The sequence below is a fragment of the Bacteroides sp. 1001136B_160425_E2 genome (assembly GCF_015559655.1).
Taxonomy (GTDB): domain Bacteria; phylum Bacteroidota; class Bacteroidia; order Bacteroidales; family Bacteroidaceae; genus Bacteroides; species Bacteroides luhongzhouii.
In genome coordinates, this window is record NZ_JADMQH010000017.1 from 83591 (window position 1) to 98418 (window position 14828).

Here is a 14828-nt window from a genome sequence, read left to right on the forward strand (position 1 = left end):
ATGAAGAATTTTAATTTATCCGATATACAGTTAACAAAGTATTTGTTTTTTACTGGCAAAGGCGGTGTAGGAAAAACGTCTATCGCATGCGCTACGGCCGTAGGTCTTGCTGATCTTGGCAAAAAGATATTATTGATAAGTACAGATCCAGCCTCTAATTTGCAAGATGTGTTTGGACAGGAACTGAACGGGCATGGTACGAATATCTCCGAAGTACCCGGCCTGACGGTCGTAAATCTTGATCCGGAAAAAGCAGCCGCAGAATACCGGGAAAGCGTAATCTCTCCTTATCGTGGGAAATTGCCGGAAAGTGTGATCCGGAATATGGAAGAACAACTGTCCGGATCTTGCACAGTGGAGATTGCAGCGTTCAATGAGTTTTCGGATTTTATCACTGACAAAACCAAAGAAAAAGAATACGATTATATCATTTTTGATACAGCGCCAACGGGACACACCCTAAGAATGTTACAATTACCGTCCGCTTGGAGTACGTTTATCAGTGAAAGTACACATGGCGCATCTTGCTTAGGCCAGCTATCGGGACTGGAAGAAAAAAAAGACATTTATAAACAGGCTGTAAATACCTTATCCGACGGAAAAGCAACCAGCCTGATACTAGTTGCCCGCCCGGATCTTGCACCATTAAAGGAGGCTGCACGTTCTTCCCACGAGTTGAATTTGCTTGGCATAAAAAACCAGGTACTTGTCATAAACGGGGTGTTACAACAAACCGATGATAACGACAAGGTTTCCAAGCTATTAAGCGAAAAACAAACTTCAGCTTTACAGAACATTCCGGAAGAGTTGATAAATTATCCGGCATATAGTGTTCCATTACGTTCCTACAATTTATCAACTATAGAAAATATCCGGAAAATGTTATCGGGCGATAACATTATTTCGGGAGGTGATTACAAGCCTTTGCAGGGTGAAAAGAATCTGGACGATTTGGTGAACGACCTTTTTTCTTCCGGCAAACGGGTTATTTTTACAATGGGAAAAGGAGGCGTAGGAAAAACAACTGTTGCAACCAATATCGCCCTAAAGCTAAAAGAGCTTGGCGCAAAAGTGCATTTGACAACAACAGACCCAGCCAATCATTTGAATTATGAACTTGTAATAAAAGCTGGGATCGACGTTAGTAAAATAGACGAAGCCGAAGTACTGGAGGCTTATAAAAACGAGGTAAGGGCAAAAGCCAGAGAAAACAAAATGACGGCCGAAGATATGGAATATATCGAGGAAGATTTGCGTTCCCCTTGTACCCAGGAAATAGCTGTATTTAAGGCATTTGCCGATATAGTGGAAAAGGCTGATACGGAAATTGTGGTAATAGACACAGCACCAACCGGACATACTTTGTTATTGTTGGATGCAACGCAAAGTTATCACAAGGAGGTAGAGCGGACGCAAGGAGAAATCAAGGGAGCAGTGGCAAACCTATTGCCACGTCTGCGCAATCCCAAAGAAACGGAGGTTGTCATCGTAACACTTCCGGAAGCAACCCCTGTTTTTGAGGCGGAACGTTTATTGCAAGATTTGCAACGGGCAGGCATCGAGAACAAGTGGTGGGTGATAAACTCCTGTTTATCTCTGGTTGATACCCAAAACCCATTTTTAAAGGCCAAAGCACAAAGTGAGTTGCCATGGATCGACAGAGTAAAGAAATTATCTGACAATAATACTGCGTTAATCGTATGGAGAGCAAAATAAAAAGAGAGTGATTATGAAACAACTTGCTTTTTTAGACCGTTATTTGACGGTATGGATTTTCTCAGCAATGTTTATCGGTGTAGGATTGGGCTACCTATATCCCGGCATCGTGAACTTTTGGAGTCATTTTGAAATCGGAACGACGAATATCCCCTTGGCAATAGGACTTATACTAATGATGTATCCCCCTTTGGCAAAGGTGAAATATGAAGAATTAGGCAAGGTATTCAAAGATAAGAAAATCCTGACCGTATCACTTTTGTTGAATTGGTTGGTAGGGCCGATACTGATGTTCGTTCTCTCAATCGTCTTCCTGCATAATTACCCCGAATATATGTATGGATTGATTATGATAGGTCTTGCACGATGTATCGCCATGGTGCTGGTTTGGAGCGAACTTGCAGGAGGAAGCAACGAATATACGGCCGGACTGGTCGCTTTTAACAGCATCTTTCAAGTCCTTTTCTTTTCTGTATATGCTTATTTCTTCTTATCTGTGTTCCCTGAATGGGTGGGAATGGAAACAACCGACGCCGTTCAACAAATCACGATGTCCGCGATTGCGAAAAGTGTAGGCATTTATTTAGGAATACCGTTTGTTCTTGGATTTCTGACACGTTTAGTCTTGGTTAAGAATAAAGGTATGGATTGGTATTACCAGCAATTTATCCCTAAAATCAGCCCGGTTACATTGTTGGCCTTGCTGTTTACAATCGTGATAATGTTCTCTTACAAGGGAGAATATATCATAAAATTGCCGTATGATGTGATGATAATAGCAGTCCCGTTGGTGTTGTATTTTGGAATCATGTTTTTTGTTTCCTTTTTTATTACCCGAAAAATGGGAACGGATTACCCAAAAGCCGCTTCCGTATCATTTACGGCTACCGGGAATAATTTTGAATTGGCTATTGCCGTTGCAATTGCTGTTTTCGGTATCAGTTCGGGAGAGGCTTTCGCCGCGGTAATCGGACCACTGGTAGAAGTACCTGTATTGATACTATTGGTAAGATATGCGTTAAAGATGCGCCGCAAGTTTGAAGCAAAGAACTAGAAACAAACTGACTAGCAAAGAAAAACATCAAGAACAGTTCTTCTACATGTTTCAGGCCGAGAAACTTCTGTTTCCAGTATAGGAAACGAGAGTTTCCAAGGCAAGAAACTATAGTTCCCAAGGCGGGAAACTACAGTTCCCAAAGTAGGAAACTGAAGTTTCTATATAGAGTTACTATAACTCTCCCGTAAGGATAACTAGAACTTCATATAACTTTGCATAAAGAAATCAAGGGCTTTTCTTTAGTTATATTATGTGTTGCAGATACTTATCTGCAACACATCTGCAACAGGTTCTGCAACTCTCCAACCACTTATTTACTAATACATTACAAGCGTTTTGTTGCAGATGGCAGGTCCTTTGATCTTTTTTAAACTTTATGGAAGAAAATACAACTAGATATATTCATTCTTACTACAATGAGAATAAATCATTTAACGCTTCGCTCATACTAGGATGAGTAAAAATGAAGTCACGCAGGAAAGTATAATCCTGCCCTGTTTTCATTGCAACAGCAACTGTATTAATAACTTCGCTGGAATCAGGTGCAAACAGCATACAGCCCAATATTTTTCCTGTATTCTTATCAATAACAGCTTTCAACAGGCCGTCCGTTTCTCCCAATGTCTTCGCTCTTGGTATCGCCATAACAGGCAATTTCTTGATAATAATATCCAAATTCTGCTTACGAGCCTCCTCTTCGTTCAATCCGATACGTGCTAATGGAGGATCAATAAAAACAGAGTAGCTAACCGGATTGCGATCACTGGTTGTCCGTTCTTTATCTCCAAACAAATCCTCCCGGATAATCCGGTAATCATCCAATGAAATATAAGTGAACTGCAAACCACCTTTCACATCACCAACAGCACGTATATTCGGATGGGTTGTTTGCAGGTATTCATCCACAATAATCGCTCCGCGTGCATCCGTCTCTACTCCGGCAACTTCCAAATTCAAATCTTTCGTGTTCGGCCGGCGTCCTGTAGCCAACAAGACAGCATCAGCTTTAAGTTCCAACACCTCACCTGTTTGTGAATCAGAAAAAACAACGAGTGCACTATCTTCGATATGCTTCACAGATTGTACTTTTGCATTCATTCGAAAAATAATGCCTTTTTTCTCCAATGTTTCTTTTACACTTGCAGCAATATCCCGGTCTTCACGCACAATCAGTTCAGGATAACTCTCGAGTACTGTCACTTGTGAACCGAATGAAGCATACATAGACGCAAATTCCAAACCGATGTAACCGCCACCGATAATGACCAGCCGACGGGGAAGCTCGGTCAATTCCATGATTGAGGTACTTGTATAAACCAATGGATTACCCGCAACTCCCTCAATAGGTGGAATAACTGTCTCTGCTCCCGTATTGATAATAATTTGCTTCGATGTCAGCATTATTTCTTCAGTAGATGTACGGACAGAAACCACATCGGAAGAGACAAAAGAGCCTACACCTGTATAGACTGTTACATTGGGATTATCTGCCAGATTATGGTAATTCTTATTTCTCAATGCACTTGCCACAGCTTCTTTCACAGAAATGGCATTGCGATAGAACTCACTCCTTTCTTCAAATGTAGCATCTTTCATACCGGAAGCAATTTTAGCCTGATGAACCAATGTCTTGGTCGGAATACAACCGATATTAATACACGTTCCTCCATACATTTTATCAGAACGTTCAACAATGGCAACTTTTCGCCCACGCTTTGCAAACTCTGCCGCAAGGGTCTTCCCGCCCTTGCCAAAACCGATAATAATAACATCAAATGCATTCATATTTATATACTTTAAATTGGTTCTAAGTTCACTTATTATGCTCACTACGAATGATATTGCAAAGTTCACAACTTTTGAAGTAATGAACAATAACCATTTTACCGGATAAATTAGCAATTATTCCCATATAAGAATAAAATAACAAATACTCAAAATCGCCGGAACAGATCAGTGATCTGCCCGGCGATTTCCCTATTGAATCGATTTCCACTTACTATCTATCAACGGTTGGGGTGAATATCCAGTTTGACTGGTTTAATCATGTTTTCAGGTTCCAGAATGGTATCCAAATCTTTCTTGGAAAGGATATTATGCTCCAAAACGAGTTCATAAACTCCCTTTCCTGTTTCCAATGCTTCTTTAGCTATCTTGGTAGAATTTTTATAACCAATCACCGGATTCAGGGCTGTCACCACTCCAATGCTGTTGTGCACATCTTTCCGGCATTTTTCTTCATTGGCTGTTATGCCGTCGATGCATAACGTACGCAAGGTATCGAAGCCATTCATCAACAAGTCGGCAGACTCGAAACAGCATTGCGCCATCACCGGCTCCATCGCATTCAGCTCCATTTGAGCGGCTTCGCCACTCATAGCCACACAAAGATCATTTCCTATGACCTTATAAGCTACCTGATTCATTACTTCAGGAATCACCGGGTTCACTTTTCCCGGCATGATGGAAGATCCCGGTTGCATAGCCGGCAGATTGATTTCTCCCAATCCGCAACGCGGACCGGAGGCCAGCAACCGCAAGTCATTACATATCTTATTCATTTTGACAGCTATACGCCTCATCGCTCCCGAATAACCTACCATGCAGGAAGTGTCCGAAGTGGCTCCTACCAAATCATCGGCAAGCTTTATATCCAGTCCCGTAATCTTGCGCAAAGCGGCAATGCACTTCTCCGCATATTCCGGTTCGGCGGTGATTCCGGTTCCGATGGCCGTCGCTCCCATATTGACTGTCAGAAAGTCCTGTGCGGCAAAATCAAGATTCTTCACTTCATGTTCAAGAATGCTCGCAAACCCGTTGAAGGTCTGTCCGAGAGTCATCGGTACGGCATCTTCCAATTGGGTACGTCCCATTTTGATGACATGCGCAAACTCACTTCCTTTCTTCCGGAAAGCCTCGATCAAAACTTCCAAATGCTTAACCAGTTTCAAATGAGTGTAATACAGCCCAATGTGGATAGCGGTGGGATAAGCATCGTTGGTAGATTGCGAACGGTTGACATGATCGTTAGGCGAACAGTATTGATACTCTCCACGCTGATGTCCCATCAGTTCCAAGGCCCGGTTGGCAATCACTTCATTGGCATTCATGTTCGTGGTAGTACCGGCTCCCCCCTGAATCATATCTACGGGGAACTGTTCATGATGCTTTCCCTCAAGTATTTCTTTACAAGCTCTCAAGATAGCATCCGTTTGTTCTTCGGTTAATAAGTCCAGTTCGCGATTGGCGACGGTGGCTCCCATCTTTGTGATAGCCAATGCCTGAATAAACAATGGGTACTCATTTAAATGAAACTTGCTGATGCGAAAGTTTTCGATACCGCGGAGTGTCTGTACTCCGTACAGTGCACTTTCCGGCACTTCACGACTACCTATCAGGTCACTCTCCGTACGAGTTTTTTTTGATAAATTTTGTTCCATATCGGTTGTTTTATAATAATAACAGTTTCGTTAGTTCTTATAATAACCAATGAGTTTAGTTATTGTTTTAATAAATATGCAAAAACTATTCAATAACTTTTTTGTTGTTAATACAAGAAAAAGAAAATACAAAGAAAGAAATCACTTATCTTTGTTTGGAACTTAAAACAGCATTCTATGATATTACAATTAGCATTTGTTCTGACAGCTATTATTATTGGCGCACGCCTAGGAGGTATCGGTCTCGGCGTGATGGGAGGAGTTGGGTTGGCTATACTTACGTTCGTTTTTGGTTTACAACCCACCGCACCTCCTATCGACGTTATGTTAATGATTGCCGCAGTGATTTCGGCCGCCTCCTGTATGCAAGCAGCCGGCGGACTGGACTATATGGTGAAACTGGCAGAACATTTGCTTCGTAAAAATCCTTCACACGTCACCTTGCTTAGCCCGCTGGTGACTTACCTGTTTACTTTTGTAGCCGGAACGGGACACGTTGCCTATTCTGTGTTGCCGGTCATCGCGGAAGTTGCCACCGAAACAAAAATCCGTCCGGAACGTCCGTTGGGTATTGCCGTCATTGCGTCCCAACAAGCCATTACAGCCAGCCCGATTTCTGCCGCCACCGTAGCACTTCTCGGGCTCTTAGCCGGATTCGATATTACCCTGTTCGACATTCTCAAGATTACGATTCCCGCTACCATTGTCGGAGTCTTGGTTGGGGCTTTATTCTCTATGAAAGTCGGTAAAGAATTGGTGGAAGACCCCGAATATCAGAAACGCCTCAAAGAAGGACTATTCAACAATAAAAAGGTGGAGATTAAAGATGTGAAGAACAAACGTTCCGCTATGATTTCCGTCCTTATCTTTATATTGGCAACTGCGTTTATCGTACTCTTCGGCTCTTTTGAAGGAATGCGCCCCAGTTTCCTGATCGACGGAGAAATCGTTACATTAGGAATGTCTTCTATCATTGAAATCGTAATGTTATCGGCTGCCGCCATCATCCTGCTAGTGACCAAGACCGACGGAATCAAAGCAACGCAAGGCTCCGTATTTCCGGCAGGTATGCAAGCGGTGATTGCCATCTTCGGCATTGCCTGGATGGGAGATACCTTCCTCCAGGGAAATATGGGACAGCTGACTCTTTCTATTGAAGGGATCGTACAACAAATGCCGTGGCTGTTTGGTGTCGCGCTGTTTGTGATGTCTATTCTGCTGTACAGCCAAGCTGCCACCGTTCGGGCACTCGTACCTCTGGGTATTGCGTTGGGAATTTCTCCTTATATGCTGATAGCCTTGTTCCCGGCAGTGAACGGATATTTCTTTATTCCGAATTATCCTACCGTAGTGGCCGCCATTAATTTCGACCGTACCGGGACAACAAAAATCGGTAGATACGTGTTGAATCATTCGTTCATGATGCCCGGCCTGATATCGACGATTGTTGCCATTGCCCTGGGATTGCTCTTTATACAAATATTTTAATATACATATATTATTAACCTAAACATCATTCAGTTATGAAACAATTCAAAAGCTTTGGACTGGTAGTAGTCACACTACTATTTTCTGTAACAATGGCATTTGCCGCAAAACCGAACATTCATATCCTTGCCACCGGAGGAACGATTGCAGGCACAGGAAGTTCAGCTACCGGAACCAGCTACACAGCAGGACAAGTTGCTATCGGCGCACTGCTCGATGCTGTACCCGAAATTAAGGACATCGCCAACGTGACCGGAGAACAGATTGTCAAAATCGGTTCGCAGGACATGAACGACCAAGTTTGGCTGACACTTGCCAAAAAAATAAATGAACTATTGAAACGCCCGGACATTGACGGCATCGTGATTACTCACGGAACCGATACAATGGAAGAAACTGCCTACTTCTTGAACCTGACCGTTAAAAGTGATAAACCGGTGGTACTGGTAGGTGCCATGCGTCCGTCTACTGCTCTAAGTGCCGACGGCCCGTTGAATCTCTACAACGCCGTAGTTACCGCCGCCGCAAAAGAATCCAAAGACAAAGGTGTACTGGTTGCCATGAACGGACTGATCCTGGGAGCACAGAGTACAGTTAAAATGAACACGGTCGACGTGCAAACTTTCCAAGCTCCCAACTCCGGCGCACTGGGTTATGTGTTGAACGGAAAAGTATTCTATAACCAGGTAACCCTTAAAAAACATACCACCCAATCCGTTTTCGACGTTACTCATCTGAACGCACTTCCTAAAGTAGGTATCGTATACAGCTATTCTAACATTGAAGCAGATATGGTAGCTCCCATGCTCAACAACGGCTATAAAGGTATTATCCACGCAGGAGTAGGAAATGGAAATATCCATCAGAATATCTTCCCGGTACTGACAGACGCTCGCCAAAAAGGAATTCTTGTAGTTCGTTCTTCCCGTGTCCCGACAGGTCCTACCACTCTGGATGCAGAGGTAGACGACGCTAAGTATCAATTTGTGGCTTCACAGGAACTGAATCCGCAGAAATCACGTGTTTTGTTAATGCTTGCACTAACCAAAACGACTGACTGGAAACAAATTCAGCAATATTTTAACGAATACTAAAAGCCTGACTTGCTTATGAAAAAATGGATATTTATGTTGCTCCTGGCGGGCAGCATACAGGGAGTATATGCTCAAAAAACGGAAAAGAAGGATAAATTCAACCCGAACACTCCCCTGTTTGAAGAACTGACGGACGTGAAAAAGAAGACAGATAAGTTCAATCTTTATCTGAATATGCAAGGAAGCTTTGACGCTCATTTCCAAAATGGTTTTCAGGAGGGTGACTTCAATATGCACCAGCTCCGTATCGAAGCCAAAGGAAATATCAACAACTGGCTTTCTTACCGCTATCGCCAGCGCCTCAACCGCTCGAACGACGCAAACGGCATGATTGATAATCTGCCGACTTCCATCGACTATGCCGGAATCGGCATCAAACTGAATGACCAGTTCAGCCTCTTCGCAGGAAAGCAATGTGCCGCATACGGTGGTATCGAGTTCGACCTCAACCCGATCGACATCTATCAGTACAGCGATATGATCGACTATATGAGTAACTTTATGACCGGACTGAATGTAGGTTATAACATTACTCCCGAACAGCAACTTAACCTGCAAATACTGAACAGCCGCAACAGTTCGTTCGACAGCACTTACGGAATCACGGAAGATGCCGAAGGAGATCTTCCCGATCTGAAATCCGGCAAAATGCCGCTGGTTTATACTTTGAACTGGAATGGTAATTTCAATAACGTATTCAAGACCCGTTGGTCGGCTTCTGTCATGAACGAGGCCAAAAGTCACAATATGTATTATTATGCTTTAGGTAACGAGTTGAATCTCGGTAAATGGAATGCTTTCGTCGATTTCATGTATTCAAAAGAGGATATTGACCGCAAAGGTATTATTACCAGTATCGTAGGCCGTCCGGGCGGACACAATGCCTTCGACGCAAATTACCTTTCCGTGGTAGCCAAATGCAATTATCGCTTTCTGCCGAAATGGAATGTTTTTGTAAAGGGTATGTATGAGACGGCTTCCGTGAGCAAGGCATCCGAAGGAATAGAGAAAGGGAATTACCGTACTTCCTGGGGATATCTGACCGGTATCGAATATTATCCGATGGAAACCAACCTGCATTTCTTTGTGACGTATGTAGGACGTTCGTATGATTTCACCTCCCGCGCCAAAGTGCTGGGGCAGGAGAATTACAGTACCAACCGGATTTCCGTAGGATTCATCTGGCAGATGCCTGTATTCTAAAAAAACAACATCATCATTATATCACAAAAATACCCGATAGCCTTCTTGCAAAGGTTATCGGGTATTCTTATATGTTCGGTCTTTTTAAATCAATACTCTTCCTCATTAAAGAAGAAATCCTCCTTACTAGGATAATCCGGCCAAATATCTTCGATACTCTCATAGATTTCGCCCTCATCTTCCATCTCTTGGAGGTTCTCAATAACTTCAAGAGGAGCACCCGAACGCATGGCATAATCAATCAATTCATCCTTGGTTGCCGGCCAGGGAGCATCTTCAAGTTTTGATGCTAGTTCCAATGTCCAATACATAATCTTGAGTATTTTAAATGAATACTAAATTTGTCTCGTTTTCTATTTTTCGGCAAAAGTATAATAAAATCTATCATTTCCAACTATTATCCCAAAATATTTCATTATTTTGTTCATCAAAATTAATTTTTCGGGATAATACAAACAAATAATCTGATAATCTGTTGACAAATGCTAATACTTCGGGAGATATTGTACAAGTTTCGGACAAAGCCAGAATGCGTCTTTCAGCTCTCCGGCAAATAGTACGACAAACATGGCAAACGGCTGCTCCACGACTTCCGCCGGGAATGATGAAAGCACAAAGTTCGGGCAATTGCTCGTCCAGCTTATCAATCTCCCTCTCGATACTTTCCACGTGTTCGGAGGTAATGATACTGGCCGGTTTCAGTTGTGTTTTCTCCAGGTCAGTGGCCAGGTGTGAACCGATGGCGAATAACTTATGCTGAATACCCAAGATAAAATTTCGGTCGGACTCCTCTTGCAGATATGTGTGCAGCCATCCCAGGTGAGAATTTAATTCATCCACCGTTCCGTAAGCTTCCAGACGGATATGAGTCTTTGGAACACGACTTCCGCCGACAAGACTGGTAGTTCCTTTGTCTCCGGTCTTTGTATATACAAGGCTCTTTTTCATAATTTTCTTTTTTACTATTATTATAAGGTAAACGTACAAAGGTTCTTAGAAGTTGATGATATACTGCTGTTTTATCTTCGTTTTATCAAAAAATAGTAAACCGACGTCATACAGGTCGAAGGTTATGCCAACCCTTTCGTCAGCCTGCCACTTTTTCCAAAGCGCTTTCATCTCTTTGGAATAGCAGATTCCATGAATAACAAATACACTTTTAAGGGTAGTACGGCATACGCAAATCCGAAAGACCTCTTCCAGTAAGTCCGGATTACGGTAATCGTTCAGATACAGAAAATCGACTGAAGTATCCGCATCCAGAAACAGTTCCGACAAGTCGGAAGCAAAGAGATAGGAAGCTGATGGTTTAGCGGACTGCAGATACAGGGCTGTCGCGGTAGGACGCCCAACCTCAATAATCGTATCAGGCTGCACTCTATTTACCAACCGGAACAAAAAACGGTTTACCTTTTGAGAACCTTTGGTCCACCCACGCTCTCTCATCATCTTTTTTTGTTCCTCTTTCAAGGAAGAATAAGCATAATATGGCATCTTTTCATAAATCACATCGGTAATCAGACTGAAAGCAAATGGGGAATGGACACCATATCCGCAACGATGACGGAAGCGGGAAAGCCAGATAAAAGGTCTTTTTATACAGAGTAGAAGATTCATAAAATAATCGTTCATTTTTTATTCTCTTCGCAAAGATATATTTTTTTATTGAAAAAGGGTTGGTTCTTTGCAGGAACCAACCCTTATTCATTTATTCCAAGTTACTACTGCAGTCTGAATGACACAGGTACAGTATATTTCACTCGAACTTTCTTACCATTTTGCACTCCGGGAGTCCATTTCGGCATAGAACTTATCACGCGGATAGCTTCTTTATCCAAATAAGGATCAACCCCTCGTACCACTTCAGGATTAGAAATCGTTCCGTCTCTATCTACTACAAACTGAACAATGACTTTTCCTTGTGAGCCTGTTTCTTGCGAAATCGTCGGATATTTGATATTGCTACCTAAATATTTCATTAAAGCAGCTGTACCTCCAGGAAACTCCGGCATGACTTCAACACTTACGTGAATAATGTCTTCAACTACCGTTTCTGTTTCTACCACTGGTGGTATCCAAATAACGTCATGAACTGCATTCATATCCTCTGACACTGTAGAAACGTTATCCGTCACCTCCATATTGTTTTCCACTATTTCGAACAATTCTGTTACCTTAGTTTCGGGAGGAGGAGGCGGTTCCAGTTTCTCTTCAGGGAATGTGATCGGAACTAGCTCTGTTACAAAGATGGATTCATCATCTGGTGATAGTGCCGCAACTCTGACATCATGTTGTGTCCATTCGAACGAAACGAACATGAAGGCTAGCGCAACAACCAAACCCATCAACAACCAAGAACCCCGTTGATTCTCAATTGCAGCCTTTTTTGATTTCTTGGCTTCCATAAAAAATGTGTTTAAGTAATTAATAATAGAAAATATATAGTATATATACTACTTTTCGTTTTTCCTCTTAAGCATTACTTAAAGTGCTCTCTTGCTGCAATAAATATAATCTTTTTATGGATAGGTTGTTACGACGTCTCTTGTTTATTTTATTCTTTTCTCTTCTTTTGAATAAAATTTATGAATAATTCGTTCGGAGTCCACATGGTTCGGACGGATTGCCTTACGATATTCTTTCATATCTTCAAATGTTGAACTTAGGAAAACATCTGGTAAAGGAACATAGATCAACTTATCTATTCTTCCTGTACGAAGCACAGCCGGATCAATTTTGTCAGAATTACATTTATGCACCTATAATAACAGGATTCTCTTTACTCACCACCGGTCTGAAGATTTTAGCTACATTCTCTGAAATATAAGTCCAGAAAATTTTTAATCCCTCTTTTATTCGGGAGATGATATGTAAACCGGAAAAATACTCTATAACCTTATCATAAGCATCACCCAATCCATTTCAATAAGTCAAACGCAGTCTCCCATGAAATCAAGCCGCTTTTAGCTTAAGCCACTACTTTACTACGTTCCATGCCTGCAGCTACACTCATCCCCAAAAGTTCTGCATCAATTTCTCCTGTATTTCATAGACATTTTCTATGAATCTTGTTTTAAGCAACTTCTATTTACAATTTCACATTATCCATTGCCTAATAAATTTTCGTTCCACTTAAGTTGAAAAATAGACTCATTTAAATGAAACCTATATTCAACTTTAGTAGAACGAAAACGGTAATGTAGATTAAATGAACAATTTATGAAAGAACAGAAAATAAATATAGCTTCATCACAGATTATCTTTTATAGTTCTCTGCATGAAAGGTTTAGCTTAAACTAACAGTACTTATTTTGCTCTTTTCTTTTTATCAGCGTTATCCTTCTTACGCATATCCTGATACTTCTTATATTGCTCATCAGTCAGAATGCTTTTTATTTTAGCATTTACTTCCTTCTTTTTCTTCTGCATTTCTTCTTTCGAAGGTTTTTCATTCGATTTATTTTTTGCAGGTCTCATTTCTTCCATTGCTGCTTTAAAATCTTTAGCCTGCTTTTCATTCAATCCAAGATCGGTAACCATCTGCTCTATACGTTTCTCTCTATCAGCTTTTCCTTTCTGACGATTTTGAGCCATACATACAGTTGAGCCAATCAACAACGCAACTGCTAAACTTAAAATTTGCTTTCTCATAATTTTAATTCTCATATTAAGTTAGTTATGAATGTTAGACCTCACAAATAAGTGAAAGTTAATTCTAACTTGAAATGAAATATGACTTTTTCACATTATTAATAAATAATGTGAACAGTAGTTGAATTCATCCTTTTCTCACGGTTTTGAACCCAATATAGGTTGTTCAGGATAGATTTCGGAAACGTGGTGGGAAATCAGAAAAAGACGGTTGATTTTTTTAGATTCCCCGTTATCTTTCATAGAAAGATGTGGGCAAAGTGTGAGGGATGTATTAGAATTACTAATGACTCAGATTCAACTGCTGATTCGCATTAATAAGAAGTTATTCAAGAAAACAGCGATAGCATATAAGAATAATGACGGAATCATTATTATATATCATCACTATTTATGTCGGATAGTGTCACTATTTTATAGCAGATAATCAGAAGAAATTTCGTTATGTTCTCCTTTCATCTATAATACTACCTAAACGAAAATCTTACAATTAACAGTTTTGAGGAATCTGTCACAGAATCAAAGGTTTAAAGATATAGAAAAAAGCGTGGCACATTTGATTACGGAGCACACTTTCTCTATCCTTGTAAGATATAATGCACAAAGAAAATGAAATTTATATAAATAAGAAGGCAATAATCGCAATGCTGCTCATCATAATAAGTATGGTAGCTCAAGCACAACAGATTAAAGTGGAATATGAAAACAAAGTAAATTCTCTTCCTGAACTAATGCAACAATATTTTCAAATGCAAGGTGTGCAGCATTTACATCTGACTATTAAAGGAGATTTCAATAGTAAACGTGCCTAAATAAAGAAAATATCATGTAACAAGGGAGTTTCCACAGCATGTGAACTTCTCCCCAACTTCATCCATTTCATATTAGTTGACAGCATCGAGCCCTTTTTTTTACGTTGATCCATGAAAGTTTCAGTAATGTTTCAGCCCAAAACAAATAAAACCTTCATAAAAGCTTTTAATCAGCTATCTATGAAGGTTTCCTTGTACCCAGACCCGGGGTCGAACCGGGATGGAAGTGAATCCACTGGTGTTTGAGACCAGCGCGTCTACCGATTCCGCCATCTGGGCGCATACTTGATTTCTCAATTGCGGTGCAAAGATACGACATTATTTTGATTCTACAATAGTTTGGCAAAAAAAAGGAGAAAAAAATAAT

The 14828-nt window shown here is 41.1% G+C and carries 13 protein-coding genes and 1 tRNA gene; 6 read left to right on the forward strand and 8 right to left on the reverse strand.

The genetic code is table 11. The annotated features are described in order from the left end of the window. Positions 1-1716: an arsenical pump-driving ATPase gene (gene arsA / locus I2I04_RS17390; protein ID WP_195655498.1), complete on the forward strand. Its 1716-nt coding sequence runs from the start codon at positions 1-3 to the stop codon at positions 1714-1716. A gap of 13 nt (positions 1717-1729) precedes the next feature. Beyond that, positions 1730-2770 (forward strand): ACR3 family arsenite efflux transporter, encoded by a 1041-nt coding sequence (arsB, locus tag I2I04_RS17395; RefSeq protein ID WP_195655499.1) that lies wholly within the window; start codon positions 1730-1732, stop codon positions 2768-2770. A 414-nt stretch (positions 2771-3184) separates the two neighbouring features. Here the strand turns inward: arsB and I2I04_RS17400 are convergent, their stop codons facing one another. Both I2I04_RS17400 and I2I04_RS17405 read right to left on the reverse strand, forming a co-directional pair. After that, positions 3185-4558, reverse strand: a complete 1374-nt coding sequence (locus I2I04_RS17400) for an FAD-dependent oxidoreductase (protein WP_195655500.1) — start codon at positions 4556-4558, stop codon at positions 3185-3187. Positions 4559-4779: 221 nt separating this feature from the next. Beyond that, positions 4780-6213, reverse strand: coding sequence for an aspartate ammonia-lyase (locus I2I04_RS17405; RefSeq protein WP_143259200.1), 1434 nt, complete (start codon positions 6211-6213; stop codon positions 4780-4782). A gap of 177 nt (positions 6214-6390) precedes the next feature. On the opposite strand from I2I04_RS17405, the gene I2I04_RS17410 reads away from it, so the two are divergent. Genes I2I04_RS17410 through I2I04_RS17420 form a run of 3 tightly spaced genes read left to right on the forward strand, consistent with a single transcriptional unit; the run spans position 6391 to position 9998 of the window. Further along, on the forward strand, positions 6391-7701 hold the full coding sequence (locus I2I04_RS17410) for an anaerobic C4-dicarboxylate transporter family protein (RefSeq protein ID WP_195655501.1): 1311 nt from the start codon (positions 6391-6393) through the stop codon (positions 7699-7701). A gap of 35 nt (positions 7702-7736) precedes the next feature. Next, positions 7737-8795, forward strand: coding sequence for an L-asparaginase 2 (gene ansB, locus I2I04_RS17415; RefSeq protein WP_195655502.1), 1059 nt, complete (start codon positions 7737-7739; stop codon positions 8793-8795). A 15-nt stretch (positions 8796-8810) separates the two neighbouring features. After that, on the forward strand, positions 8811-9998 hold the full coding sequence (locus I2I04_RS17420; protein WP_195655503.1) for a porin: 1188 nt from the start codon (positions 8811-8813) through the stop codon (positions 9996-9998). 89 nt (positions 9999-10087) lie between these two features. On the opposite strand, the gene I2I04_RS17425 is transcribed toward I2I04_RS17420, so the two are convergent. The 5 genes from I2I04_RS17425 to I2I04_RS17445 form a co-directional block, all read right to left on the reverse strand. Continuing rightward, a complete protein-coding gene (locus I2I04_RS17425; protein ID WP_002558131.1) occupies positions 10088-10309 on the reverse strand; it encodes a DUF2795 domain-containing protein in 222 nt (73 codons plus the stop codon). Positions 10310-10382: 73 nt separating this feature from the next. After that, positions 10383-10946, reverse strand: a complete 564-nt coding sequence (locus I2I04_RS17430) for a cob(I)yrinic acid a,c-diamide adenosyltransferase (protein ID WP_143259211.1) — start codon at positions 10944-10946, stop codon at positions 10383-10385. Between the two features lie 45 nt (positions 10947-10991). Then, complete coding sequence (locus tag I2I04_RS17435; RefSeq protein ID WP_195655524.1) at positions 10992-11615, reverse strand: hypothetical protein; 624 nt, start codon at positions 11613-11615, stop codon at positions 10992-10994. A 104-nt stretch (positions 11616-11719) separates the two neighbouring features. Further along, positions 11720-12403 carry an energy transducer TonB gene (locus tag I2I04_RS17440; protein WP_008023080.1) on the reverse strand — a complete coding sequence of 228 codons (684 nt, stop codon included), beginning with the start codon at positions 12401-12403 and terminating at the stop codon, positions 11720-11722. Positions 12404-13304: 901 nt separating this feature from the next. Continuing rightward, the gene (locus tag I2I04_RS17445; protein ID WP_143259214.1) at positions 13305-13649 is read right to left on the reverse strand and encodes a hypothetical protein; all 345 of its coding nucleotides are present in this window, start codon (positions 13647-13649) and stop codon (positions 13305-13307) included. Positions 13650-14314: 665 nt separating this feature from the next. Between I2I04_RS17445 and I2I04_RS17450 the strand changes: the two genes are divergently transcribed. Next, the gene (locus I2I04_RS17450; RefSeq protein ID WP_195655504.1) at positions 14315-14461 is read left to right on the forward strand and encodes a hypothetical protein; all 147 of its coding nucleotides are present in this window, start codon (positions 14315-14317) and stop codon (positions 14459-14461) included. Positions 14462-14656: 195 nt separating this feature from the next. Here I2I04_RS17450 and I2I04_RS17455 read toward each other — a convergent pair. After that, positions 14657-14740 (reverse strand) — tRNA-Leu (locus I2I04_RS17455). Between the last annotated feature and the right edge of the window lie 88 nt (positions 14741-14828).

Coding starts and splice junctions, on each gene's coding strand:
- I2I04_RS17445 (WP_143259214.1), bottom strand. CDS start 13,649: ATGAGAAAGCAAATTTTAAGTTTAGCAGTTGCGTTGTTGATTGGCTCA.
- arsA (WP_195655498.1), top strand. CDS start 1: ATGAAGAATTTTAATTTATCCGATATACAGTTAACAAAGTATTTGTTT.
- I2I04_RS17450 (WP_195655504.1), top strand. CDS start 14,315: ATGGTAGCTCAAGCACAACAGATTAAAGTGGAATATGAAAACAAAGTA.
- I2I04_RS17430 (WP_143259211.1), bottom strand. CDS start 10,946: ATGAAAAAGAGCCTTGTATATACAAAGACCGGAGACAAAGGAACTACC.
- I2I04_RS17405 (WP_143259200.1), bottom strand. CDS start 6,213: ATGGAACAAAATTTATCAAAAAAAACTCGTACGGAGAGTGACCTGATA.
- arsB (WP_195655499.1), top strand. CDS start 1,730: ATGAAACAACTTGCTTTTTTAGACCGTTATTTGACGGTATGGATTTTC.
- ansB (WP_195655502.1), top strand. CDS start 7,737: ATGAAACAATTCAAAAGCTTTGGACTGGTAGTAGTCACACTACTATTT.
- I2I04_RS17440 (WP_008023080.1), bottom strand. CDS start 12,403: ATGGAAGCCAAGAAATCAAAAAAGGCTGCAATTGAGAATCAACGGGGT.
- I2I04_RS17420 (WP_195655503.1), top strand. CDS start 8,811: ATGAAAAAATGGATATTTATGTTGCTCCTGGCGGGCAGCATACAGGGA.
- I2I04_RS17400 (WP_195655500.1), bottom strand. CDS start 4,558: ATGAATGCATTTGATGTTATTATTATCGGTTTTGGCAAGGGCGGGAAG.
- I2I04_RS17435 (WP_195655524.1), bottom strand. CDS start 11,615: ATGAATCTTCTACTCTGTATAAAAAGACCTTTTATCTGGCTTTCCCGC.
- I2I04_RS17425 (WP_002558131.1), bottom strand. CDS start 10,309: ATGTATTGGACATTGGAACTAGCATCAAAACTTGAAGATGCTCCCTGG.
- I2I04_RS17410 (WP_195655501.1), top strand. CDS start 6,391: ATGATATTACAATTAGCATTTGTTCTGACAGCTATTATTATTGGCGCA.